This is a genomic window from Streptosporangium amethystogenes subsp. fukuiense (assembly GCF_042665875.1).
In the GTDB taxonomy this organism is placed as follows: Bacteria; Actinomycetota; Actinomycetes; order Streptosporangiales; family Streptosporangiaceae; genus Streptosporangium; species Streptosporangium fukuiense.
On the sequence record NZ_JBHTEE010000001.1, the window covers coordinates 5,536,832 to 5,562,035 of the forward strand.

Consider the following 25,204-nt stretch of genomic DNA (forward strand, 5'->3'; position numbering starts at 1 on the left):
GTAACACTGAGCTCTCCCTCCAGAATTCGGACAGTGTGCCGAGAGTAGAACGTGATTCATCTCATAAGCCATAGCTTTGGGGAAAATGTGACAAATAAAGTTACCACCGGGTAGTGCGGAGGTCTGGGGATACGCCCAGCTCAGGAAGGTGCGTCAAGACGCAGCAACCGGAGTTCGGGCCCGCGGAAGACGGTCGTGGCCCCGTGGAGCGAGTCATCGCCCCCCGGGATCTGGAACGGGTTGTCGCCCCCATGAATAAGAACATAACGGACATTCAGTCCTGATAGTGCCGCTATCCGCCCACCCGGCTCGACACCCAGCGCCGCCTCCACCTCGGCGGAAGCCGGATCCTCCGCCGCGACCCGCAGTCTGCCTCCGCCGGGCAACCCCACCAGCAGCGCGTCGTTCCAGAGCACCCGGCGCCGGAACATCTTGGTCGCGGGATCGAGGATCACCCGGTCGTCGTTCCAGCCGAACGCCCGGTGCGCCCCCCACGGCAGCGAGAGCAACGCCCCCGGCGCGGGGTCGGCGTTCACGATCGCCTGGACCTCTCGCCACTCGTCCGGGTAGTCCACCGCCGACAGCCTGCCGAACGCGCCGAGGGCGAAGGTGGGCAGGACCAGGACCGGGACGGCCACCGCGACGGCCGTGACGGCTCGCGAGTTCCAGCGCGCGACGACCGCGGCCAGGCCCACCGCCTGCAGCAGGACGAACGGGGCGAGGTACAGCTGCCCGTCGCGGAGCGGCCCGAACCCGGGCCACCAGCCGATCAGGCCGCCCAGCACGCCGGGGGCGAAGGCCCCCGTCAGCGCCACCGCGAGCCCGGCCACCGCCGCCACCGCAAGCCCAGCCCGGGGCGGCCCAACCGCCCCGGCACCGTGACGCGCCGGCGAGCCCGGCAGGCGGGCGAACCCCCAGACGGCGACCGCGGCGAGCAGCAGCCGTACGATCGCCGACCACCAGGTCTCCTGGCCGGGCAGGACGGCATGGGCGTTCCAGATCCCGCCGAGCGAGAGCAGGCTGCCGACCGTACCCAGTGGGCCGTCGGCCCTGGCCGCGAACGCCCAGGCCCCGGCCGGATCGGTCGCGGCCCGGCTGCTCAGCGCGGGCACCAGCCAGGGCAGGCTCAGCACCGCCATGACCAGCGCGACCTCCAGCACCCGCCGGACCCGCACCCTCCCGGCGGGCGTCGCGGCCCCGCCGGCGGCCGTCGCCGGTACTCTCACCGGCGCCGTCGCCGCCGTCGCGAGCAGGGCGGGCGCGGCGACCAGCATCGCCTGGAATCCGCCCACCGCCGCCGGGAGCAGCGCGGCGACCAGCCGCGACCGCCCGCCGAGCGCCACCGCGCGCACCGCCCAGGGCAGTCCGGCGACCCCCAGCAGCAGTGCCCACTGGCCGAGCAGGAGCCGCTGGGCGAGGTAGGCGTTCCAGCTGTAGAAGGCCGCCGCCGCCAGGCGGGGCCCCAGCCTCCGGGAGGGCGCCAGCGCGGCCGCGCCGGACGCGGCCAGCACGAAGACACCCAGCAGGACGACCTTCTGGACCACCTGTTCGGGGACGACCCGGGACAGGAGCGCGACCACCAGGTCACTGGGCACCGCCCGGGGAAACCCCTCCCCGGGCAGCATCGGCGGCGGGTCGGGCACGAACACCATGTCGTACCTGAGCACGAACCCCGGTCCCAGCGCGGGCCAGAGCGCGAGCAGCCCGAACAGCAGGCCGAGCAGGGCGGGCGCGAACCGCTTCGCCGTCTCGCCCCACTCGCCGCCCATGCTGACCGACTTTATGTGCTTGCTCCGGATATACGTGCATATATCCGGAGCTGCGGACTACTTACCCGGCTCGGGATCGCGGGGCAGGCCGAGCATGCGCTCGCCGATGATGTTGAGCTGCACCTCGGTGGTGCCGCCGTAGATCGTCATGGCGCGGGTGGCGAGCACGGCGCGGTTCCAGTAACCGGCGTCGCCGAGCTTCATGTCGGCGGCGACGACGGCCGAGGGGCCGAGCAGCGAGACAGCGCACTCCGAGACGTGCTGGGCATGCGAGGTGGACAGGAGCTTGCGGACCGAGGCGTCGGCACCGGGCTCGGCACCGGTCAGCTGCTTCAGGGTCACCCGCAGGCCGAGGGCGGCGATCGAGTGCCCCTCGCAGACGACCCGCGCCAGCTCCTGGCGCTCGGCGACGGTCAACTCCCGGCCGAGGCGCCCGGCCAGGCCGAGCAGGTCGGGAACGGACGCGCCGGTGCCGCCCGAGCCACCCGAGAGCGAGACCCGCTCGTTGGACAGGGTGTTCCTGGCGACCTTCCAGCCCTGGCCCACCTCGCCGACGACCAGCTCGTCCGGGACGAACACGTCGTCCAGGAAGACCTCGTTGAACAGGTTCTCGCCGGTCATCTCGGTGAGCGGCCTGACCGTGACGCCCTGGGCCTTCATGTCGACGATGAAGTAGGTGATGCCCTCGTGCTTGGACCCCTCCGAGGAGTTGCGGGCGATGCAGATGCCCCACTCGGCGACGTGCGCCACCGAGGTCCAGATCTTCTGGCCGTTGAGCCGCCAGCCGCCCTCGACCTTCTCGGCCTTCATCTGCAGGGACGCGAGGTCGGAGCCGGCGCCGGGCTCGGAGAAGAGCTGGCACCAGATCATCTCGCCGCTCAGCGTGGGCGGCAGGAAACGCTCCTGCTGCTCGGGGGTGCCGTACGCGGCGATCGACGGCACCACCCAGGCACCGATGATCATCTGAGGCAGCTTGACCCTGGCCGCCTTGAGCTCCTGGAAGATGAGCACCTGCTCCAGCGGCTTGGCGTCGCGGCCCCACGGCCTGGGCAGGTGCGGCATGACGTAGCCGGCCTTGGCCAGCGCCCGCTTCTGCTCCTTGCCCTCCAGCGCGGCGAAGGCGGCGACCTCGCCCCGGATGCTCTCGCGCAGCTCGGCGGCCTCCTCGGGCAGCTCGATCTCCAGCTCCCTGCTCACGCCGTTCAGCGCCAGCTCGGCGACCACCTCGGCCCACTCCGCCGAGGAGCCGAGCAGGGCGCGCAGGGTCAGCGCGCGCCGGTAGTACAGGTGGGCGTCGTGCTCGTAGGTGTAGCCGATGCCGCCGAAGATCTGCACGGCGTCCTTGGCGCAGAGCACGGCCGCGTCGGGGGCGACCACACCCGCGATCGCGGTGGCGTAGGCCAGCTCGTCCGCCGAGACGTCGCCTCCGTCCGCGGCGCGGGCGGCGTCCCACACCGTCGCGCGGGCCTGCTCCAGGGCGACGAGCATCCGGGCCGCCTTGTGCTTGACCCCCTGGAACTGCCCGATCGGACGGCCGAACTGCACGCGGACCTTGGCGTACTCCGCGGCGGCGGTCACGCACCACGAGGCGACGCCGGCGGCCTCGGCCCCGAGCAGGATCACCGCCAGGTTGTGGACCTCGGAGGCCTGCAGCCCGTCGAGAACCCGACCGGCCGGTACGGTGACCGCGTCCAGCTCGACCTTGGCCACGCCCCGGGTCAGGTCGAGCGAGTCGACCGGCGTCACGGTCGCCGCGGAGGCGTCCACCGCGACCCACTCCTCGCCGCGGTCGGTGCTCACCGGGAGCACCAGGATGTCGGCCAGCGCGCCGCCCAGCACCAGATCCACGGTGCCGCCGATCGTCAGGGCGCCGTCCTCGCCGCGGGTGGCGGTGATCGAGGAGAACGGCGCGACCGCACCGGTCAGCGTGCCGTCGGCGAGGCCGGGCAGCAGCTCGCCGTGCGCCTTGCCGTCGGAGGCGAGGATCGCGGCACTGGCGAGCACCGTGGGAACGTAGGGTCCGGGCGCGACGCGCTCGCCGAGGGCCTCAACGGCGACGGCGGTCTCCAGCAGGCCGTAGCCGCTGCCGCCGTGCTCCTCTGGGATGTGCAGGCCGAGCAGGCCCTGGTCGGCCAGTCCCGGCCAGAAGCCGGGGCGCTCCTCGCCCTCGGCCGCGATGGCGGCACGCACGACCTCGGACGGGATGTTGCGCTCCGCCCACCCGGTCACCGATTCCCGGAGCGCCTCGTGCTCCTCGCTCAATCCGATCGCCATGACAGCCTCCAGACGCGATTCAGTGACAGAATCATATTCTAGAAGGTGCTTCCATCACAACGCGCGGCCCCGCCCCGGGCACACCGGTGATCGCGGAGAGCCCGGCTCACACAGAACAGGCCTGGCCGCCGGGGGGCGTCAGAGCGCGCGGACGCTCGCCATCACGGGGGCGATGTCGGCCCAGAGCCGCTTGCGCGTGTCGGGCACGGTCACGAAGAGCACCGAGGGCTTGCGGCGGCCGATGTCGATCACCGCGAGCGCCGCCTGGGAGGTACGCTTCTTGCCCTTGACCTCGTAGGTCACCCGGTAGGCGAGCACCCACCCCTTGCCGGTGGCCAGGCGCTGCGAGGCGGTCCAGGTGACCTTGCCTCCCTCGGGGTGGTGGTTGCGGATCGTCCACTTCACCGCGCTCAACGCCGCCCTGCGGTAGTCGGCGTCGCTCTTGAGCGGCTTGGCCGGGGTGGCACCGGGCAGGGTGCCCGAGGCGATGACCGTGCGCGGCAGCCCGGCCGAACCGACCTGCTGGCCGACGGAGAACGACGGCACGGCCTTGACCGCCCACGGCTTGCCCAGGCTGGCATAGGTCACCGCGGACTTGGCGTCGGTCACCGCGCCCAGCACCACGCTCGGCGTGCCCGGCAGCGCCTTCAGCGCCGTCGGGTCCGGCAGGGCGGGCAGCGTGATCGGAGACACGGTCGGCGAGGGCTGCGCCGTGGGCGCCGCACTCCGGCGGACCCCCACCGGGTCCGAGGGCTCGTCGCCGGAGAAGAGTATGAAGATCAGAACCACGATGACACCGGTGATGACGGCGGCGCCCAGGCTGTAGGCGACCCGGATCGGGATGTCGCCGATCCGCATCAGCAGGCCACCGGACTTCCGTCCCGCTCCGCCCGGCACACCGGGCCGGGCCTGCCCGGCCGGTCGGCCCTGCGTCCCCGGCTCGCCGAACACGCCGGGCCGCTGCGACGCGCCGGGCCACCCCGTCGCGACACCGCCGTCCGCCCCGCCCTCCGTGCCCGCCCGACCGGACGTGCCGGCCTGACCGGACGTGCCCGTCCTACCGGGAGCACCGGCCCCGTCGGGACGCCAGGGTCCCGCGGAGCCGCCTATCCGCCTGACCGGGATCGTCCCGAGTCCACCGGACTCGCGCACCTGGTCGGTCTCCGCCTCCGGATCGTCCGCCCCGCCCCCGGAGGTCGCGTCGGGACGGCCGGAGCCGGGCGGCGACGAGTAGGGGAACGATCCAGGCGGCGTTGGTCTGGAGACCAACACGGTCTCCTCACCGTCTCCGATGGGAAATCTTCTGGGCACCCGGGGGCTGATGACCGAACCGTCTTCAGCGGGAATGGCGGGAATGGGGGCCGTGGGCGCGTCATATGAGGGGATATATCTCTCGTTAGAGCGCCCGGAGGAGTTGCCGCCGACGTCCGCCATACGCGTCAGGGTATGTCACCTGGGAAAGATTCGACGCATCGTCGTTTATTACGCTTCGGCCACGGGATGTGCATCAGCCCAGGTAACCGCCGCTCCCCTTCCATGAACAGAATCTCGTTCTGTATGGTCGCGCCTATGAAGGGCTTCTACGAGATCGCAACGGCCGATCCCGGGCGCGTCGCCGTCGTCGCGGACGACAGCGTGACCTACGGCGAACTGCACGATCGGGTCAACCAGGTCTCGCACGGCCTTCTGGCGCGCGGTACCCGGCCCGGCGACACGGTCGTGACGGTCCTGTCCAACGGGATCGACGCGATCACGATGATGCTCGCGACGTACCAGATCGGCGCCTATCACGTCCCGGTGAACTGGCACTACACCGCCGAGGAGATCGGCTACGTGATCACCGACTGCGCCGCGCGGGTGGTGGTCGGCTCCGAGCGGTACGGGCACGCCGTGCCGGGCGGGTTCGTGGAGACCGGCGCCCTCGCCGAGGGGCGGCCGACCACCCCGCCGGAGGGGCGCAGGGCCGGGTCGATGATGCTCTACACCTCGGGCACCACCGGCAGGCCCAAGGGCGTACGGCGGCGGCTGATCGAGTTGCCCCCGGAGGGCCTCCACCCGATCCTGATGCGCAAGAGCTGGCGGCATTTCGGGCTCGAATCCGGCGGGGTGCACCTGTTGCTGTCGCAGCTCTACCACTCCGCGCCGTACGGGCAGACGATGATGGCCCTGCACTTCGGCCACACGGTGGTGGTGACCGAGCGGTTCGACGCCGCGGAGACCCTGGCGCTCATCGAGCGGCACCGGGTGACCAACGCCTTCATGGTGCCGACCATGTTCCACCGGCTGCTGGCCCTGCCCGCCTCCGTCAGAACAAAGCACGATTTATCGTCGTTAACGCGCCTCTTTCACGGCGCTGCCCCCTGCCCGCCCGCCACCAAGCAGGCGATGATCGACTGGCTCGGCCCCGTGCTGTGGGAGTACTACGGCTCGACCGAGGCCGCCGTGGTCACCATGGTCTCCTCGGCGGAGTGGCTGCAGCGGCCCGGCACGGTCGGCCGGGCCATCGACGGCATGGAGTTCACCATCGTCGGCGACGACGGCGCCGAACTCCCGCCCGGTGAGCCGGGCCTGGTCTACATCGGCGGCATCAACCGCTTCGAGTACCACCAGGACCCGTCCAAGACCGCCTCGGCGATGCGCGGCCGCCTCTACACCCCCGGTGACATCGGCTATCTGGACACCGACGGTTACCTGTTCCTCTGCGACCGGCGCACCGACCTGATCATCTCCGGCGGGGTCAACATCTACCCCGCCGAGATCGAGGCGGTGCTCCAGGAACACCCCTCGGTGGCGGACGTCGCCGTGATCGGCGTACCCGACCCCGAATGGGGTCAGCGCGTCGTCGCGCTGGTCCAGCCCTCGGCGGACGCCGTGCCCGGCGCGGACCTCACCGGCGAGTTGCTGGCCCACTGCGCGACCCGGCTGGCGCGCCTCAAGCACCCCCGGGTGATCGAATATCGCGACCGGCTGCCGCGCACCCCCACGGGCAAGCTCAGCCGCAGCGGCCTTCGTGAGACGTATCTTCCTGCCTGAGCTGGGAAGATACCCATGCATGGGACGATCGACGACAGGCGTCGCATTGCTCGCGACCGCCGTCATGACGCTCGCGGGCTGCGGCCAGGGCACGGGTCTGCAACCACCCGGGGTGGCCGGCTCACCCAGTGTCTCGGCGAGCGCCTCCCCCGGCGTCTCCGCGGAAGGCTCGCCCGGGGCCACACCGGCTCCCGGAAGCGGTCCGGGTTCCCTGGAGGCCGCCTACGAGCAGATCATCACCAAGGTGCTGCCGTCCATCGTGCAGATCACCACGAGGGACAGCCTCGGCTCCGGGGTCGTGTACGACACCGCCGGCCACATCATCACCAACGCCCACGTGGTCGGGGGCAACAAGCGGTTCGAGGTCACGCTCGCCACCGGGGGCACCCCCCGGTCGGCCAGACTGATCAGCTCGTTCGAGCTGGGCGACCTGGCCGTGATCAAGGTGGACGACCCGACCGGGCTGAAGCCCGCCGTCTTCGGCGACTCCGCCCGGCTGCGGGTCGGCCAGATCGTGATGGCCATGGGAAACCCGCTGGGCCTGTCCGGCAGCGTCACCAACGGGATCATCTCGGCGCTCGGCCGCACCGTCACCGAACCCTCGAACGAGAGCTCGCCCGGAGCGACGATCAGCGGGGCCATCCAGACCTCCGCGCCGATCAACCCGGGCAACAGCGGCGGCGCCCTGGTCAACCTCGCGGGCGAGGTCATCGGCGTGCCGACCCTGACCGCCGTCAACCCCGAACTCGGCAACGCCCAGGCCGCGGGCATCGGCTTCGCGATCCCCTCCAACACCGTCAAGGACGTCGCCACGCAGATCATCAGGGACGGCAAGGTCACCAACACCCACCGGGCCGCGCTCGGCGTCGTGGTACGGACCGTGATCGACATGAGCGGGCAGCCGGCGGGCGTCAGCGTCGTACGGGTGATGAAGAACAGCGGCGCGCAGCGGGCGGGACTCAAGGCCGGAGACCTGATCGTCTCGATCAACGGTACGCCCACCCCGTCGACCCAGGACCTGTCGACGGTCCTGTCGGCCCTCAAGCCCGGCGAGGACGCGAAGGTCGAGATCATACGCCCCGACGGCTCGACGACCACCCTCTCCGTTCCTCTTGAGGAGTTGCACGGGAGCTGAGCCGGGGCGGGACCGGGCTCAGTAGGGCAGGACGCGATCGCTGAAGGACTTGGCCACGAAGGGCGCCTTGAACTTGGGGAAGGCGATCGTCTTCGCGTCGCCGTCGGAGGTGTAACGCTCGTCGGCGTTCGCCTTCAGCCAGTCGAGCCAGGCCACGGAGCAGAACTTGGCGCAGTCCCCCGTCTTGTCCATCGAGCGGATGCGCGGGATGCCGAGCGGGTCGAACTTCTTGTTGAACGGCGACAGCGCGGGAGTGTAACCGGCGAGGAACACACCGCCGTAGTTGTAGGAGACATCACCCGAGGAGCCCTTGAGACCCCACTCCTTGGTGTCGGGCTGGTTGCCGTACGGCAGCGCCAGCGTGACCGGGGGTGTCTTGATCAACCCGGTGATGAGCCGGTGGCCCGCCGCCACCTCCGCGTTCACCGCCTTCTTCTCCTTACCGCGCAGGTTGAGGTGGTCGCGGGTGTGGTTGCCGATGTCGAAGCCCTTGTCGGTGAGCCAGAGGAGCATCTGCGCCCCCTCCTCGGGCGTCTCCTTGCCGAACATGTCGCGCGTGACGTAGAACGTGCCGACCGGGCGGAAGCCGGGGTGGGCCTTGGCGACGCTCTGCAGGATCGCGACCGCGGTGTTCGGCCGGGGGACGCCCACCCCGTCCAGCTCGAACTGCGAGGGCGAGGAGTCGTCGAAGGTGAGGACGACGGGGTGCTTGCCCGCCGGGATGTCGATGCGCCCGGTGACGAACTCGGCCGCGGTGACGGGCACGTAGTTCTCCCTGGCCAGCCGCTCCAGCTCGGTGCGGAACTGTTTGGGAGTGCGGTCGTCCTGGGTCGCGGGCTTGTCGACCACCCGGTGGTACATGAGAACGGGGACCTGGCCGAGCTCGTTGGCCTTGACCTTGGCGGCGGCCGCCGTCCTGGCCTTGAGGAGGTTGGCCTGCGAGGCCGCCGCGGCGGCCGACGCCTTGGCCGCGGCGGCCAGCTTCGCCTTCTGCTCGTCGGCCTCGTCCTGTCCCGAACCGCATCCGGCCAGCACGACTCCCGCCGCGACGACCACCACACCGGCCCTGCCTATTCTGAGACGGCCCATCGAATCCTCCAAGCGCGCTGACGATACGCTTCTCATCCCCCTCTGACCTGCGAGTTGACCTCCGCCACTGGCAAAGGTTCGCGCCGGAGCCACTTTCGGCGACGTCACGCGGGCACTGCCCTTTCCGTGTCGCACCGGTCCCGCCCGGAAGGGGCGTCCGCCGTGGAGAATCGACCGGCGGCGGGATTCTCACCCGGTGTGGAAGCCACGGGTGACAGTCGTCGTCCGGTATTTGACGGTGTTACCGATGACCAATTCTGTTGACCATTATTCAACAATTTAGTCACGTTACCGTTGACCTCCCTCTATTTCGCGCCTACCGTCCGGGCATCCGGGCGGGAACCGGACGGCATCTGAGACGGCATCTGAGACGGCGTCGTGAGGCGGCATCGTGAGGAGGAGAGATGGCGGAGCGACTGAGGAGCCGTGGGCTTCTCGGCGAGATGGCGGCCGAGTTCACCGGCACCCTGGTTCTGATCCTGTTCGGGGTCGCGGTGGTGGCCCAGGTCGTGGCGGCCGGGATCGGCGACCACGACAGCATCGCCTGGGCGTGGGGGCTCGGGGTGACGCTGGGCGTCTACGTCGCGGCGCGCACCAGCGGCGCCCACATCAACCCCGCCGTCACCGTCGCGCTGGCCGCCTTCAAGGGCTTCTCCTGGCGCAAGGTGCTGCCGTACTGCCTGGCGCAGACCGCGGGCGCGTTCGTGGCGGCGCTCATCGTCCGCTTCAACTACGGCGAGGTGCTGGAGAAGGCGGACCCCGGGCTCACCATCAAGACCCAGCTCGTCTTCTCGACCCTGCCGGGCAACGGGTCCCTGCCCGTCGGCACCTGGGGCGCCTTCCGCGACCAGGTGATCGGCACCGCCATCCTGCTCCTGCTCGTCCTCGCCCTCTCCGACACGCGCAACACCGCCCCCATGGCCAACCTCGCCCCCTTCATGACCGGCCTGGTGGTGGTGGCCATCGGCATGGCCTGGGGTAGCAACGCCGGCTACGCCATCAACCCCGCCCGCGACTTCGGACCGCGACTCGCCTCGTTCCTGACCGGGTACGAGACCGCCTGGCAGGACCAGTACGGGCAGCTCTACTTCTGGGTGCCGATCGTGGCGCCCCTCATCGGAGGGCTGATCGGGGCGTTCCTCTACGAGATCCTGGTGGCCAGATTCCTTCCTCCCGAGGAGGCCGGCCCCGAGGTGGGGCGGGTGACGCCCGAAGACCCGCGCCACCCCTGAACGGGCGCGCGGCGACCGCGGGTAAGAACAGCAGCAGATCTGCCGGAGAGTCTCACCAAGGAGGCACCACGCAATGCCTGACTTCGTCGGAGCGGTCGACCAGGGCACGACGAGCACCCGTTTCATGATCTTCGATCACGGCGGCAACGAGATAGCCCGGCACCAGCTCGAACACGAGCAGATCCTGCCGCGGGCGGGGTGGGTCGAGCACAACCCCACGGAGATCTGGGAGCGCACCAGGGCGGTGATCGAGACGGCGCTGAACAGGGCCGGTCTGGTGGCCGCCGACCTCGCCGCGCTCGGCATCACCAACCAGCGCGAGACCACGGTGGTCTGGAACCGGACCACCGGACGCCCGTACCACAACGCGATCGTCTGGCAGGACACCCGCACCGACCGGATCGCCTCGGCCCTGGACCGCGACGGCAGGGGCGACGTCATCCGCCACCGGGCGGGCCTCCCCCCGGCGACGTACTTCTCCGGTGGCAAGATCCAGTGGATCCTGGAGAACGTCGACGGGGTACGCGAGGCGGCCGAGGCCGGAGAGGCGATCTTCGGCAACACCGACACGTGGCTGCTGTGGAATCTCACCGGCGGTACCGACGGCGGCGTGCACGTCACCGACCCCACCAACGCCAGCCGCACGATGCTGATGGACCTGGAGACCCTCGACTGGGACGACGAGCTGCTGTCGTTCTTCGGCATCCCCCGCCGGATGCTGCCGGCCATCGCCCCCTCGTCCCACCCCGGTCTCTACGGCACCACCAGGCGGGGCGGCCCGCTGCGTGGCGAGGTCCCGCTCTCCGGTGACCTGGGCGACCAGCAGGCCGCCACCGTCGGACAGGTCTGCTTCGAGGTGGGCGAGGCCAAGAACACCTACGGCACCGGCAACTTCCTGCTGCTCAACACCGGCACAGATCTGGTCCGCTCGGAACACGGCCTGCTCACCACCGTCTGCTACCGCTTCGGTGAGGAGCCGCCGGTGTACGCGCTGGAGGGTTCCATAGCCGTGACCGGCTCCGCCGTGCAGTGGCTCCGCGACCAGCTCGGCATCATCTCGGGGGCGGCGCAGAGCGAGTCGCTCGCCCGGCAGGTCGAGGACAACGGCGGCGTCTACTTCGTGCCCGCCTTCTCCGGCCTCTTCGCGCCGTACTGGCGGTCGGACGCCCGGGGCGCGATCGTCGGCCTGTCACGCTTCAACAACAACGCCCACCTGGCGCGGGCCACCCTGGAGGCGATCTGCTACCAGAGCCGCGACGTGGTCGAGGCGATGCGGCAGGACTCCGGCGTCACCCTCGACGTCCTGCGGGTCGACGGCGGCGTCACCGCCAACGACCTGTGCATGCAGATCCAGGCCGACCTGCTCGGCGTACCCGTCTCCAAGCCCGTGGTGGCCGAGACGACCGCGCTGGGGGCCGCCTACGCGGCGGGGCTGGCCGTCGGCTTCTGGAAGTCGAAGGACGAGCTCAAACAGAACTGGCAGGAGGGCCGCCGCTGGGAGCCGCAGTGGTCCGAGGAGCAGCGGGCCGTCGGCTACGCCGGCTGGAAGAAAGCGGTGGAGCGCACTCTCAACTGGGTCGACGTGTCCTGAACGCCCTGCTCCGTACGCTCCGCCGCTTCGCGTCGAGGGCTCGCTCACCGTCCAGGCCCGGGAGAACCGCCGCCTGGTGCGGAGCCCGGCGCGCGAGTCCGCCACATCCTGCGGGGCCGCGCCTCCGACGAGGGCGAGAGAGGTCATCGTGCTGACAGCGGACGCCCCCGTATGAACGAAGGGCGGCCGGGGCGGCGAGATCGCCGCCCCGGCCGCCCTTCGGCGAGCTGTTCCGCACGGTTCGGGCGCGGAACGGGGGTGGAGGTGGCGGGAATCGAACCCGCGTCCTTCAACTCCAAGACAGGGCTTCTCCGGGTGCAGCCTGCTGTGCTTTTCTCAGCCCCGGCGATCACGCAGGCAAGTCGCCGACGGGCTCAGCCACTGTAAGATTTCCCGATCTTCCCCGTGGCCGGGTCGATCGGTTGAGCCTCCTAGCGATGCCGGATCCGGGCCGGAGGCGCTCCCGGGCCGGCAGAAGTCACTCGCTGCTTAGGCGGCGAGTGCCAGGTTGCCCTGGCTGACTTCGGAGTGCGTCTTATTGGCACTTGTTGGTCGCGGTCACAGTGTTAACGAGGTTATGTCCGCAGTCCTCGACCCGCTTCACCTGGCTTGCAAAGCCAAAGTCGAAACCAGTCACCCCCCTGTTGAATTTTCAACCCGTCCCCGAAGGGGCGAGCTATCCGAAGATACCTGTTACAACAGAGGTAACGCCAATCGAATTCCCGCCCGGTGCGCCGGGCGAGGCGGCGGCGGCATCGTATGGCGGTGGGGACGCGGCGGAGTGCGGGCACCGGTCGGGAACACCGGGTGGGAACGCGGAAACCCCGGGGACGCCCGCGAATCGCGAGCGCCCCCGGGGTCGACCGGCAGGGTCGAGCCGGTCCTGACGGGCAGGGCCTCCCCCGAGATGAGGCCCTGATCTCATCACAGCGACCGAGTCCGCAACCCCCCAAGCGGTGCTCGGTCACTTAGAAGGACGCAAACGAGGCACCCTTCGGTTGCTCAGGATGAAAAGAATATTCCGGGAGGTCACAGCCCAGCGTGGAGCCCCTGGAAGAACCGTCCCGCGGCGGCCGCCCCCGCCCCGGGGTCGGGGCTCTGCATCAGCACGGCGACGGCCACGTCTCCCTGCCATCCGACGAACCAGGCGAGCGGCTTGCGGTTCTGCGAGGCGGCGGCCGTGATGCCGTGGACCGGGTCACCGGGAGCCGCGGCGGCACGTGCCGAGCCCGCGGTCACGCCACTGCGCATGAAGGTGCGGAGGGTGTCGACGGTCTTGTCGTCCAGTTTGATCGGATCGGGCGCCTTGTAGGGCTCGGTCTCCGTCGTGGGGTCGCTGGTCCGGGGATCGGTGACCAGGACCGGCGGACGCCAGGTGCCCGAGGCGACCGCCCCGGCGACCAGCGCCATGGAGAGCGGGCTGACCAGCACGTTCTGTCCGGCGAGCGCCTTCGCCGTGGCGGCGTCGTTCTTGAGCGGCCGCATGGAACCGCTGAACCCCTTCAGCGGCAGGGCCCAGGGCGCCCCGATGCCGAACTTCGCGGCGGCGGACGCCAGCTCGGAGCCGTCGATCCTGCGGGCCAGCGAGGCGAGCGCGGTCACGCAACCGGTGGCGAAGTTGGCCTGAAGGGTCGGTGTCACCCCGACGGGCGCGCCCTCCTGATGGAACGGGACACCGCCGACGCTCCGGTCCGCGGGGCAGGCCAGCTTCTGTTTGGGGCTGATCCGCGCCTTGAGCATGCCCTCGACGGACATGATGGAGAACGCGGTTCCCGCGGGGAACCTCCCGGCGAGGGCGTGCTTCTCCTGGTTGTACTCGTTGCTGCTGGACACCGCGAGGATGTCGCCGGTCGAGGCCTGAACCGCGACCATCATGCCGGACCCGCCCAGCAGCGCGCTGTCGGCCGCCTTCTGGTGGGCGCGGTCGAGCGTGGTCTGCACCGGCGAGGTGGACCGGTCGGGCCGCCACTTCTTGAGCTCGGTCACCTTGAGCGTCTTGAGGTCGACAGTGATCACACGGGTGTCGGTCGAGCCGGTCAGGTGCTCCTGGTAGGCCTTCTGCAGACCGGCTCTGCCGACCGTGTCCCCGGCCCGCTGCGGGCCGCCGAGCTGCTGCTCGGTCTCGGGGGTGACGGCGGTGACGGTGCCGACGATCTGGGTGGGCGAGGCGGGGGCGACCGACTGCTCCTGCTCGGAGAGGATGATGCCGGGGATCGCCTCCAGCTGGGCGCGGAGCTGCCCGAACTTCGTACGGCCGAAGGTGACCAGCGGGACCTGGAGGTTGGGCTGGGCGGAACGGATCCGGCTCAGCAGGCGGTCATGCGGAAAGCCAGTGATCTTGGAGAGCCGCTGGCAGAGCCTGTCCGCCTCGTCGTTCTTCAGGTTGGCCGGAACCACGCTCGCCACGTGCAGGACGGCCTTCTCCTGCAGCGGGTCGCGGTTGCGGTCGAGGATCGGCTGGCGCCCCTCGGGGGTGACCTTCACGGCGAACCGCTGCCCCTCGCGCAACTGGGGGTGGAGCACGCTGGGCGACCAGCGCACCTTCCAGCTGCCGTCGACCAGGTGGAGCGGGAGCTTGCCCTCGTACTCCCACAGGGGGTTGTTCTCCCCCAGGTCGACCTCGGCGTCGAAGTCGGCCTCGACCTCGTCCGCGGCGCGCCGCATGCTCTTGACGTCGAAACGGAACGAGGCCGCGTCGAGCTGGAGTTTGGCGTCTTCGAGCGCCTTGCTGACCACCTTCTCGTCGCCGTCGGTACGCCTGGCCGCCGCGGCGTAGTCGCCCGTCTGCCAGCCGATCAGGAAGTCGCGCACCGCCTCGTGGGCCGAGGGCTCCTCGAAGCAGGCGGACAGCATGGGAGCCGTCACCGCCAGCGCGAGCGCCGCGGAGGCGGCACGCCTGGCCCTTCCTCGCACCGTCATCTGTTCCTGTGCCTGAGCGCGCGTGCCATCTCCCGCTTGGCCTGGTTCTCGGCCAGCGTCTGCCGCTTGTCCCAGTCCTTCTTTCCCTTGGCGAGGCCGATCTCGATCTTGGCCCTGCCGTCCTTGAAGTAGATGGCGAGCGGCACCAGGGTCAGGCCGCCCTCCTTGGTCTTGGCGACCAGCTTGTCGATCTCCTTGCGGTGCAGCAGGAGCTTGCGGGTGCGGCGTGCGGCGTGGTTGGTCCAGGTACCCATGGTGTATTCGGGGATGTGGACGTTGATCAACCATGCCTCGCCGTCCTTGATGACGGCGTACCCGTCGAGGAGGGAGGCGCGGCCGAGCCGCAGCGATTTGACCTCCGTGCCCTGGAGCACAAGACCAGCCTCGTAGGTGTCCTCGATGTGGTAGTCGTGCCAGGCACGCTTGTTCTGGGCTATTACCTTCCGCCCGGTCTCACGTGGCATGTCTGGAGCCTACCGGTCAGCGGGGCCGCGAGCCGCGCCCGAGAGCGGCGCGCGGGCGCCGGGCGCCCGCACGACGGTCCTGGAGGGGCCCGGGGACGTCACACCCGCAGGTAGCGGCGGAGCGTGACGAAGGAGGCCAGCACACAGATGAGCACGCCGAAGACCATGGTGACACTGATCACCGAGGCGACGGTCTCCCAGGAGAGCTGGCTGTTGGGGGAGAGGTAGAGCTGCACCCCGTCGAAGAGGAAGACCTTGCTGACGATCAGCATCACCGCGGCCAGCACACCGCCGATCAGGCCGGCGATGACGCCCTCCATCACGAACGGGAGCTGGATGTAGAGGTTCGAGGCGCCCACCAGGCGCATGATGCCGGTCTCACGCCTGCGGTTGTACGCGGAGAGCCTGACGGTGTTGCCGATCAGGAGTGTGGCCGCGAAGACCAGGATGATCGCCACCACCAGGGCCGCCCAGCGGAGCTTCTCCAGCAGCCCGAAGAACTTCTCCAGGAGTTCCTTCTGGTTGACCACGTTGGAGACGCCCGGGGCACCCTTGACCGCCTCGATCACCGGCCCGTAGGCCTCCGGGTCCTTGAGCTTGACCCGCAGCGACTCGGGCATGTCCTCGACCTGGATGGCGGAGAGCAGCACGGTGTTGTTGGCGTTCTGCGCCCGGAAGTTCTTGTAGGCCTCGGCCGCGTTCTCCACGGTGACCGTGTCGACCTGCGGCATGGCCTCGATGGTCGCCTTCAGCTCGGCCTGCTCCTGGGCGTTGACGCCGCCGCTGCCCTTGCACTGCGGGAAGGGGTCGTTCTTCTTGCACAGGAAGACCGAGACCTCGACCTTGTCCGCCCAGAAGTCCTTCATGCTGGAGATCTGGGAGTTGATCATCAGACCGACGCCCAGCAACGCCATGCCGATCGCCACGGTCACGATGACCGCGATGGTCATCGTGAGGTTGCGGCGGAGGCCGATCCAGACCTCGGAGAAGATGAAGTTTGCCCGCATGCTCTTCCTGTCGCTCTTTCCGGTCCTGGTGTCAGTACGCCTGGCCGTACACGCCCCGCGACTGGTCACGGACGATCTTGCCGTCCTCCAGTTCCACCACCCGCTTGCGCATGGAGTCGACGATGGCCGCGTCGTGCGTGGCCATGACGACAGTGGTGCCGGTCCGGTTGATCCGGTCGAGCACCTTCATGATGCCGATGCTCGTCGCGGGGTCGATGTTTCCGGTCGGCTCGTCGGCCAGCAGGATCATCGGCCGGTTGACGAACGCCCGGGCCATCGCGACCCGCTGCTGCTCGCCACCGGACAACTCGTCGGGCATCCGGTGTGCCTTGCCCTCAAGGCCGACGAGCTCGACGACCTCGGGGACCACCTTACGGATGAAACGCCGTGGCTTGCCGATCACCTCCAGAGCGAACGCGACGTTCTCGTACACGTTCTTGTTCGGGAGCAGCCGGAAGTCCTGGAAGACACAGCCGATCCGGCGGCGCAGGTGCGGGATCTTGAAGTTGGACAGTCGGGCGAGGTCCTTGCCGGCCACGTGGATCGCGCCCGAGTTGGGGCGCTCCTCCTTCAGGACCAGGCGGAGAAAGGTCGATTTCCCGGACCCCGAGGGGCCAACGAGGAACACGAACTCGCCCTTGTCGACATCGACGCTGACGTGGTCCAACGCGGGCCGGTTCTGGTTCGCGTAGACCTTGGTGACATTATCAAAATGGATCACGGGCGCATCACGGCATGCCAGTCTAGGGGGTAGGACGGTCGCAGGAGTGGCAGAGGGCCACTTCCACCTCTTGCCGGTCGGGGGGCGCCGGTCATTTACGCTTGATCGACGTTCCGGTTGGCCGGTGCCCAGTCTAGGGGGAAGACTGACACGGAAAGCCCATAACGGAAACAAAACGATTCGGCGCCCGGTAACGAGCGGATAAAGTGGTTCTGACCTCGAAGAGGGAGGACGGCATGAGCTGTGAAGACCTGGTCTGCGCGGGGTGCGCTCACCCCGTGGCCGAGGGCCGCTGCCCCCGCTGCCGCGCATACCGCGCTCAACACCACCACGGCCCGTTCGGCGGCATGACCCCCGCGTTCATCGCGCTGGTGCTGATCGCGCTCTTCTTCCTCACCCTGGCCCTGAGACACCTCAGCGGGGCCTGACGGCGTCTCTGAAGGGGCACGGCCTCACGGGACGCCCGGAGGCGCCCGTGAGGCGAGACGCGGGGCCTACCCGCCCTCGACGCCCGCCTCCTGGCGGCGGGTCCAGCGGATCTCGGCCTCGATGAAGCCGTCCAGGTCTCCGTCGAGCACCGCGCTCGGGTTGCCCGCCTCGGCGCCCGTCCGCAGGTCCTTGACGATCTGGTAGGGGTGCAGCACGTAGTTGCGGATCTGGGTGCCCCACGACGTGGTCGACTCGCCGCGGATCTCGTTCAGCGCCGCCGCCTCCTCCTGCCGCTTGCGCTCCAGCAGCTTGGACTGCAGGACCGCCATCGCGGTCGCCTTGTTCTGCAGCTGTGAGCGCTCGTTCTGGCAGGAGACCACGATGCCGGTGGGCAGGTGGGTCAGCCGGACCGCGGAGTCGGTCGTGTTGACGCCCTGGCCGCCGGGGCCCGAGGAGCGGTAGACGTCGACGCGCAGGTCGTCCTCGTTGATGTCGATGTGATCGGTCGTCTCGACGACCGGCACCACGTCGACGCCCGCGAAGGAGGTCTGGCGGCGGCCCTGGTTGTCGAACGGGCTGATCCGGACCAGGCGGTGCGTGCCGTGCTCGCCGCGGAGGGTGCCGTACGCGTACGGCGCCTTGACCGTGAAGGTCGTCGACTTGATCCCGGCCTCCTCCGCGTAGGAGGTCTCGTAGACGTCCGTCGGGTAGCCCTTGCGCTCGGCCCACCGCAGGTACATCCGCTGGAGCATCTGGGCCCAGTCGGCGGCGTCCACGCCACCGGCCTGGGACTGGATGGTGACGACCGCCTCGCGGGCGTCGTACTCGCCGGACAGCAGGGTGCGGACCTCCAGCGCGCCGATGTCGCTCCTCAGGGACGCCAGCTCGCGGTCGGCCTCCTGCTGGGTGTCCTCGTCGTCCTCGGAGGCGGCCAGCTCGTACAGCACGGAGAGGTCGTCCAGCCGCCGTCCCAGCGACTCGACCCTGTTGACCTCGCCCTGGAGGTAGGAGAGCTTGCTGGTGACCTTCTGTGCGCGCTCCTGGTCGTTCCACAGGTCCGGCGCGGCGGCCTGATCCTCCAGCTCCTCGATCTGCTTGCGAATCGCGCCGAGGTCGAGCACGTCCTGGATGCTGTTCAGCGTCCCGGTAAGCTCGTTGATCTGTTCTGCCGGATCGATGAGTGCCACGTCTGTAAAGGGTACGCGACCTTCGCACCCGATCGTGTACGGCACTCTCCCCCACCATGGCTAGCATGGCCCGCATCGGGGAGCATCGGGAGGTGAACGTGCGCGGACACAGGCGAAGGGGCGTGCTCGCGCTCGCACTGGCACTGGTCGCCGTGACCGCGGCGTGTTCCGATCCCCGTTCCGTCTCCGGTGACGCCCGGTCCGGGCGGAGCCCGTCGGGATCTCCGGCCGGTGACACGTCGGCCGCCCGCCCCACGCCGACGCCGTCACTCCCGGCGCCTCCGGTCACGCTCGACGAGGCGGCGAGGGCACTGGCCGGCTTCCTGGGCGCCGACGGGGTGCTGGGCGCGGCGACCCCGCGCCTGGACGTCGAGCGCAGGCTCATGCTGGAGCAGACCCGCGACGGGCAGCAGGCCCTCACCGCGGCGGTCTTCAGCGGCGCCGTCGAGGCGCTCCCCCCGTACACGTGGGGCACCCCCGAGTTACTGGTCCCGCGTGTGCAGCAGGGGCCCCTCTGGTTCACCGCGATCGTGGACCGCGAGGAGCCCTCGGGCAAGGTCCGCACCGCCGTGCTGACCCTCATCCGACAGGGTGGGGAGGACTGGCGGCTCAGCTCGACCTCGCTGCTCGACGAGGGCATCCGGCCCCCCGAGGTCGCCAAGGACGCCGACGGGTACGCGACGGCGCTGGGCGAGGAGGACACGACCGTGGCGATCAGCCCACGGCTCATGGCCCCGCTGCACGCGACCTCGGCCGAGGAGGGCGAGCGCGGGTTCGCGGCCGGACTGATCGAGAAGAGCCCGCACACGACCGGCTTCGCCGACGAGATCGCGAAGCGGCGCACGGACGGGAAGAGCGAGTGCCTGGGCTACGACTCGATCTTCGCCGCGAGCAGCTATCCGGTGCACGCGTTGCGCACCGCCGACGGCGGCGCGCTGGTCGTCTACTCGCTGATCAGGACGACGACCAGGAGCGTCAAGATAGATCCGTGCGCGTCGGACGCCCGTATCCCGCCGGACGCCAGGAAGCTGACGACGGAGAGCTTCATCCGCGAGGAACTGCGCACCGTCGAGACACAGCTGTACGTGAGCACGGTCCCGGCCAAGGACAGCGGCCGGCCCGCCAGGGTCATCGGTTACCTGGGCGGCCTCACGAAGGTCATCGTGAGCTGACCGGTCCGCCCGGGTCCCCCGCGGGGGACCCGGGCGGACGGCTCACGCCTCGGCGTGCGGGAGGTTGACGGTGGCCGCCAGCGTGCGGATCGCGCGCAGCGCCACCGACAGGGTCGCGAGGTCGAAGTTGTCGCTCTCCCAGATCTCCGACAGGGTCTGCTTCGCCCGCGAGACCGCGGCCGAGTTGGCCTCGGCCCAGCGCGCCAGGCGCTCCTCGGGCGACAGCCCCGGCGCGCTGTGCACCAGGACGTTGTGGGTGAGCGTCGCGTGCGCGGCGTAGAGGTCGTCGCGGAGCGCGGCCCGCGCCATGGAGTTCCAGCGGCTGTCCCTGGGCAGCGCGATGACGCGCTCGCGCAGCCTGGAGAGCTGAAGCCGGTCGGCGAGGTCGAAGTAGACCTCGGCGACGTCGTGCACCGGCCTGTCGGTGCGTGCGGCCACCTCGACCAGGTCGAACGTGGAGTAGGCGGGCACCATCGCGGCGACGCGCTCGGCCAGCTCGGCGGGGACGCCCCGGAAGACGAAACCGTCGCGCCGCTCCTCGAACGCGGCCAGGTCGGCCCCGGTCAGCAGCTTGGGCAGGTGCGGCAGCAGGCCGTTCATGCCCTTGGCGAAGAAGTCGACCGTGGAGGCCAGGTCCAGCGGCGGACGCCGGTTGCCCAGCAGCCACCTGGTGCCCCGTTCGACGAGCTTGCGGGCCTCCAGCTCCATGGCGATCTGGGCGGAGGTGTCGACCTTGTTGTCCAGTTCCTCGATCTGGCGCCAGAGGGTGGGCAGGTCGAAGACCTCGCGCGTCACCAGGTAGGCGCGGGCGATGTCGGGAGTGGACGCGCCGCTCTCCTCACCGAGGCGGAACATGAAGGTGGTCCCGCTGGAGTTGACCAGGTCGTTCACCACACCGGTGGTGATGATCTCCCTCCGGAGCGGGTGGGTGTCCATGTAGGCGCGGACCTCCCCGTCGCGCAGCGCCGAGGGGAAGTAGGACACCAGCCAGGACGTCAGGTAGGGGTCGTCCGGCAGGTCGGAGGCGAGGATCTCGGCGTCGGTCACCAGCTTGGTGTAGGCCAGCAGCACCGAGAACTCCGGCGCGGTGAGCCCGATCCCGGCCTGGCGGCGCTCGGCGAGCGTCTTGTCCGACGGCAGGAACTCCAGCTCCCGGTTGAGCAGGCCGGCCCGCTCCAGCTTGCGCAGCTGGCGCGAGTGGATGTGCAGCATGTCGGTCGCCTGCTCGCGGGCGGCGGCCAGCACCACGTTCTGGTCGTAGTTGTCACGCAGGACCAGCTGGGCCACCTCGTTGGTCATGTCCAGGAAGAGCTGGTTGCGCCGCTTGTCGGTGAGTTCCCCCTCCCGGATCGCCCGGTCCAGAAGGATCTTGATGTTGACCTCGTGGTCGGAGGTGTCCACACCTGCGGAGTTGTCGATGAAGTCGGTGTTGATCAGCCCGCCGTTGAGCGCGAACTCTATCCGGGCGAGCTGGGTGAAGCCCAGGTTGCCGCCCTCGCCGATCACCCTGCAGCGCAGCTCGGCGGCGGTGACCCGCAGGCCGTCGTTGGCCTTGTCGCCGACGTCGGCGTTGGACTCGCTCGACGCCCTGACGTAGGTGCCGATGCCGCCGTTCCACAGCAGGTCGACCGGGGCCCGCAGGATGGCGCTGATCAGGTCGGCCGGGGCCAGCGACGTCACGTCGTCGTCGAGGCCGAGCACGGCGCGCATCTGCGCGGAGATCGGGATCGACTTTGCCGTACGGGGCCAGACGCCGCCTCCGGTGGAGATGAGCGAGTCGTCGTAGTCGGCCCATGAGCTGCGGGGCAGCGCGAACAGCCGGGCACGCTCGGCGTAGCTCCGGGCGACGTCCGGGTGGGGGTCGACGAAGACGTGCCGGTGGTCGAACGCCGCGACCAGCCGGATGTGCTGGGAGAGCAGCATGCCGTTGCCGAACACGTCGCCGGACATGTCGCCGATTCCGGCCACGGTGAAGTCGGTGTTCTGGACGTCGACACCGATCGTGCGGAAGTGGTACTTGACCGACTCCCAGGCGCCTCGGGCGGTGATGCCCATGGCCTTGTGGTCGTAGCCGATCGAGCCGCCGGAGGCGAAGGCGTCGCCCAGCCAGAAGCCGTACTCCTTGGACACGGCGTTGGCGATGTCGGAGAACGTCGCGGTGCCCTTGTCGGCGGCGACCACCAGGTAGGTGTCGTCCTCGTCGTGCCTGACCACGTCGACGGGCGGGACGACCTGACCGTCGACGAGGTTGTCCGTGAGGTCGAGCAGGCCGGAGATGAACATCCGGTAGCAGGCGATGCCCTCGTTCAGGGTCTCCTCCCGCGACCCCGACTTCGGCGGATTTTTGACGACAAAGCCACCCTTGGAGCCGGTGGGAACGATGACGGTGTTTTTCACCATCTGCGCCTTTACCAGCCCGAGCACTTCGGTGCGGAAGTCCTCCATCCGGTCCGACCAGCGCAGCCCACCCCGCGCGACCTTGCCGAACCTCAGGTGAACACCCTCGACCCGGGGCGAGTAGACGAACACCTCGAACTTCGGCCGGGGCAGCGGCAGCACGCTGATCGACGGCGAGTCCAGCTTCAGGCTGACGTACGGCTTGCGCTCGCCGTCGACCTGCTGGAAGTAGTTGGTCCGCAGGGTGGCCCCGATCATCTCCAGGTAGGCCCGCAGGATCCGGTCCTCGTCCAGGGAGGCCACGTCGTCCAGGGCCGCGAGGATCTCCTCGTGCAGCGCGGCGGCCAGGTCCGCGCGGACCTCCACCGGGCGCCGGGGGTTGAGCCTGGCCTCGAACAGGCGCACCAGCAACCGCGCGAGCCGCACGTTGCCCATCAGCACCCGCTCGATGTACTGCTGGCTGAACGTGGTACCCGCCTGGCGCAGGTACCTGGCGTAGACCCGCAGGATCTCGGCCTGCTCCCAGGTCAGGCCGGCGGTCAGGACCAGCCCGTTGAACCCGTCGCTCTCCACCCGCCCGGCCCACAGGGCGCCGAACGCGTCCTGGAAGAGCCGCTTGAACTCGTCCCTGTCCACCTCGGGCGAGGGCGTGTAGCGCAGGCCGAAATCGTAGATCCAGGCGTCCTTGGTCGCCGGGTCGTTGTCCCGGTCGATCTCGTACGGCCGCTCGTCGACCACCTCCACGCCCATCCGCTGGAGCAGCGGCAGCACCCTCGACAGGGAGACGGGCGCGCCGAGGCGGTAGAGCTTGAAGCGACGCTCTCCCTCCGCGGCGTCGTAGGGCTCGTAGAGGTTCATCCCGATCTCGTCGGAGGAGTTGGCCAGCGCCTCCAGGCGGCGCAGGTCGGCGACCGCCATCCGGGCGGGGAAGTCGGCCTTGTACCCCTCGGGGAACGCCGAGGCGTAGCGGCGGACGAGTCCGGGGGCCTCGTCCTCGGGACTCAGCTCGGTGATCGCGGTGGCCAGGTCGTCCTCCCAGGACCTGGTGGCGGCGGCCAGCCTCGCCTCCAGCTCCTCGACGTTCACCGCGTCGGCGTGCAGCGGCCTGCCGCGCTCGCCGCGCACGACCACGTGCAGCCGGGCGAGGGCCGACTCGCCGATCATCGCGCTGTAGTCGAAGGAGGTGCCGCCGAGCGCCCTGAGCAGGATGTCCTGCATCTTGACGCGGATCTTGGTGGTGTAGCGGTCGCGCGGAAGGTAGATCATGCACGAGACGTAGCGACCGTAGTCGTCGGGGCGGAGAAAGACCTTGACCTGCTTGCGCTCGCGGAGCCTGAGCACACCGAGCGCGATCGGCAGCAGCTGCTCCACCGAGGTCTGGAAGAGCTCGTCCCTGGGGAAGGTCTCCAGGATCTCGATGAGGTCCTTGCCGTCGTGGCTGTCCGCGGTCAGGCCGGCGAGCACGATCACCTCGGCCAGCTTGCGCCGGAGCACCGGGACGCGCGAGATCGACTCGCTGTAGGCCACGTGGGTGAAGAGGCCGAGGAAGCGCCGCTCACCGACGACCTCGCCCGAGGCGTCGAAGAGCTTGACGCCCACGTAGTCGAGGTAGGCGGGCCGGTGGACCGTGGCGCGGGTGTTGGCCTTGGTGATGATCAGCATCTGCTGTTTCTCGCGGGCCTTGGCGCGCAACTCGCGAGGGAGCGCGGCGAAGCTACCGGAGTCGGCACGGTCGCTGCGCAGGATGCCCAGCCCGGCCCCGGGCATCGGGTGCAGCCTGTCGCCCTTCTCGCCCTCCTCCAGGCGGTATTCGCGGTAGCCCAGGAAGGTGAAGTGCCCGTCGGCCAGCCAGCGCATCAGCTCCAGGCTGTCCTCCACCTCGGCGGGGTCGAGGGGCGGCGGGTTGGCCGAGATGTCCTCGGCGGTCCGCAGCGCGAGCGCGCGCATCTTGACGAAGTCCTCGACGGCGCCGCGCACATCCTCCAGGACGCGCTGCAGCTCGGCCTCTATCGACCTGAGCACGGCGAGGTCGGTCTGCCTGTCGATCTCGAAGTGCATCCAGGACTCGGCGAGCATCTGCCCGGTGACGTCCTCCTGGCCGCGGCCGAGCAGCTTGCCGGTCATGTCCCTGCGCACCCGCATCTGCGGGTGGATGACCAGGTGGGTACCGATGTCGTGGCGGTCGAGCTCCATCGTCACCGAGTCGACGAGGAAGGGCATGTCATCGGTGACGATCTCCACAATGGAGAACCCGGGGTCCCAGCCGTGCTCCTCCAGGCTCGGCGTGTAGGCCCGGACCAGGGCTCGGCCCTGGGGGCGCTCCCTGGCGAGCTGCCGCTGGGCGATGGCCGGGCCGTACAGATCGACCGGGTTCCGGCTCAGCAGGTCCTCCGGGGCGACATGCCGGTAGTAGAGCCGCAGAAAGGCGAGCGCCTCCTCCACGCTCACATGGTCGCTGCCAGGTGTGTGCGCGCACGTCTCGGCGGCACTCCTCAGCAGCTCGTCCTTGGCCTCGTCGAGCGGCATGTCGCTCTCACTCCTTTGTGAGGGATTTTGCACATTTTGATGAGGAATCATGTTGAAACTCATGATTCCCGCCAGGGAGAAAGTGATGTCTCCACACCCGAGTTCCGGTGCTCGGCGCCCTCTTCGGGCCGCCCGTTCCCGGTCACGCTCCTCGTTCGGAGAACCGGGGCGCGGAACGCCCGCCACATGGTGGCCGTCTCGTCACGGGTGGGTGGGGTTCCGGCCAGTCGCCTCGGCTCGTCATGTGAGCCGAGATCTC

16 protein-coding genes and 1 other RNA gene are annotated in these 25,204 nt (G+C 69.7%); 6 read left to right on the forward strand and 11 right to left on the reverse strand.

Annotated features, from left to right (window positions below):
* Positions 1-140: 140 nt before the first annotated feature.
* The 3 genes from ACFQVD_RS23605 to ACFQVD_RS23615 form a co-directional block, all read right to left on the reverse strand.
* Positions 141-1,769: a hypothetical protein gene (locus ACFQVD_RS23605; protein ID WP_386272059.1), complete on the reverse strand. Its 1,629-nt coding sequence runs from the start codon at positions 1,767-1,769 to the stop codon at positions 141-143.
* Between the two features lie 57 nt (positions 1,770-1,826).
* Complete coding sequence (locus ACFQVD_RS23610) at positions 1,827-4,043, reverse strand: acyl-CoA dehydrogenase (protein WP_343979106.1); 2,217 nt, start codon at positions 4,041-4,043, stop codon at positions 1,827-1,829.
* Positions 4,044-4,181: 138 nt separating this feature from the next.
* A complete protein-coding gene (locus ACFQVD_RS23615) occupies positions 4,182-5,312 on the reverse strand; it encodes a hypothetical protein (protein WP_343979103.1) in 1,131 nt (376 codons plus the stop codon).
* A gap of 300 nt (positions 5,313-5,612) precedes the next feature.
* Here ACFQVD_RS23615 and ACFQVD_RS23620 point away from each other — a divergent pair, with 300 nt between their 5' ends.
* Entirely contained in the window at positions 5,613-7,076 is a 1,464-nt protein-coding gene (locus tag ACFQVD_RS23620; protein WP_343979100.1) for an AMP-binding protein, read from the forward strand.
* A 19-nt stretch (positions 7,077-7,095) separates the two neighbouring features.
* Positions 7,096-8,211, forward strand: coding sequence for a S1C family serine protease (locus tag ACFQVD_RS23625; protein WP_343979097.1), 1,116 nt, complete (start codon positions 7,096-7,098; stop codon positions 8,209-8,211).
* An 18-nt stretch (positions 8,212-8,229) separates the two neighbouring features.
* Here the strand turns inward: ACFQVD_RS23625 and ACFQVD_RS23630 are convergent, their stop codons facing one another.
* Positions 8,230-9,300 carry a polysaccharide deacetylase family protein gene (locus ACFQVD_RS23630; protein ID WP_343979094.1) on the reverse strand — a complete coding sequence of 357 codons (1,071 nt, stop codon included), beginning with the start codon at positions 9,298-9,300 and terminating at the stop codon, positions 8,230-8,232.
* Positions 9,301-9,704: 404 nt separating this feature from the next.
* Between ACFQVD_RS23630 and ACFQVD_RS23635 the strand changes: the two genes are divergently transcribed.
* Positions 9,705-10,532: an MIP/aquaporin family protein gene (locus ACFQVD_RS23635; protein WP_343979090.1), complete on the forward strand. Its 828-nt coding sequence runs from the start codon at positions 9,705-9,707 to the stop codon at positions 10,530-10,532.
* Between the two features lie 73 nt (positions 10,533-10,605).
* Positions 10,606-12,123 carry a glycerol kinase GlpK gene (gene glpK / locus ACFQVD_RS23640; RefSeq protein WP_343979086.1) on the forward strand — a complete coding sequence of 506 codons (1,518 nt, stop codon included), beginning with the start codon at positions 10,606-10,608 and terminating at the stop codon, positions 12,121-12,123.
* A 256-nt stretch (positions 12,124-12,379) separates the two neighbouring features.
* Here glpK and ssrA read toward each other — a convergent pair.
* The 5 genes from ssrA to ftsE form a co-directional block, all read right to left on the reverse strand.
* Positions 12,380-12,764, reverse strand: a transfer-messenger RNA (tmRNA) gene (gene ssrA / locus ACFQVD_RS23645).
* Positions 12,765-13,152: 388 nt separating this feature from the next.
* Positions 13,153-15,042: a penicillin-binding transpeptidase domain-containing protein gene (locus ACFQVD_RS23650; RefSeq protein WP_343979083.1), complete on the reverse strand. Its 1,890-nt coding sequence runs from the start codon at positions 15,040-15,042 to the stop codon at positions 13,153-13,155.
* Positions 15,039-15,506: an SsrA-binding protein SmpB gene (gene smpB / locus ACFQVD_RS23655; RefSeq protein ID WP_326636230.1), complete on the reverse strand. Its 468-nt coding sequence runs from the start codon at positions 15,504-15,506 to the stop codon at positions 15,039-15,041. Before smpB ends, ACFQVD_RS23650 begins: the two co-directional genes overlap by 4 nt.
* Positions 15,507-15,604: 98 nt before the next feature.
* A complete protein-coding gene (gene ftsX / locus ACFQVD_RS23660) occupies positions 15,605-16,513 on the reverse strand; it encodes a permease-like cell division protein FtsX (RefSeq protein WP_343979078.1) in 909 nt (302 codons plus the stop codon).
* A 31-nt stretch (positions 16,514-16,544) separates the two neighbouring features.
* A complete protein-coding gene (gene ftsE, locus ACFQVD_RS23665; RefSeq protein WP_012888192.1) occupies positions 16,545-17,234 on the reverse strand; it encodes a cell division ATP-binding protein FtsE in 690 nt (229 codons plus the stop codon).
* A 236-nt stretch (positions 17,235-17,470) separates the two neighbouring features.
* Here ftsE and ACFQVD_RS23670 point away from each other — a divergent pair, with 236 nt between their 5' ends.
* A complete protein-coding gene (locus ACFQVD_RS23670) occupies positions 17,471-17,662 on the forward strand; it encodes a hypothetical protein (RefSeq protein WP_343979066.1) in 192 nt (63 codons plus the stop codon).
* Positions 17,663-17,728: 66 nt separating this feature from the next.
* Here the strand turns inward: ACFQVD_RS23670 and prfB are convergent, their stop codons facing one another.
* Positions 17,729-18,850 carry a peptide chain release factor 2 gene (gene prfB, locus ACFQVD_RS23675; RefSeq protein ID WP_343979063.1) on the reverse strand — a complete coding sequence of 374 codons (1,122 nt, stop codon included), beginning with the start codon at positions 18,848-18,850 and terminating at the stop codon, positions 17,729-17,731.
* A gap of 65 nt (positions 18,851-18,915) precedes the next feature.
* Here prfB and ACFQVD_RS23680 point away from each other — a divergent pair, with 65 nt between their 5' ends.
* Complete coding sequence (locus ACFQVD_RS23680; protein WP_343979060.1) at positions 18,916-20,022, forward strand: hypothetical protein; 1,107 nt, start codon at positions 18,916-18,918, stop codon at positions 20,020-20,022.
* Positions 20,023-20,064: 42 nt separating this feature from the next.
* Here the strand turns inward: ACFQVD_RS23680 and ACFQVD_RS23685 are convergent, their stop codons facing one another.
* Positions 20,065-24,945: an NAD-glutamate dehydrogenase gene (locus tag ACFQVD_RS23685; RefSeq protein WP_343979057.1), complete on the reverse strand. Its 4,881-nt coding sequence runs from the start codon at positions 24,943-24,945 to the stop codon at positions 20,065-20,067.
* Positions 24,946-25,204 lie beyond the last annotated feature (259 nt).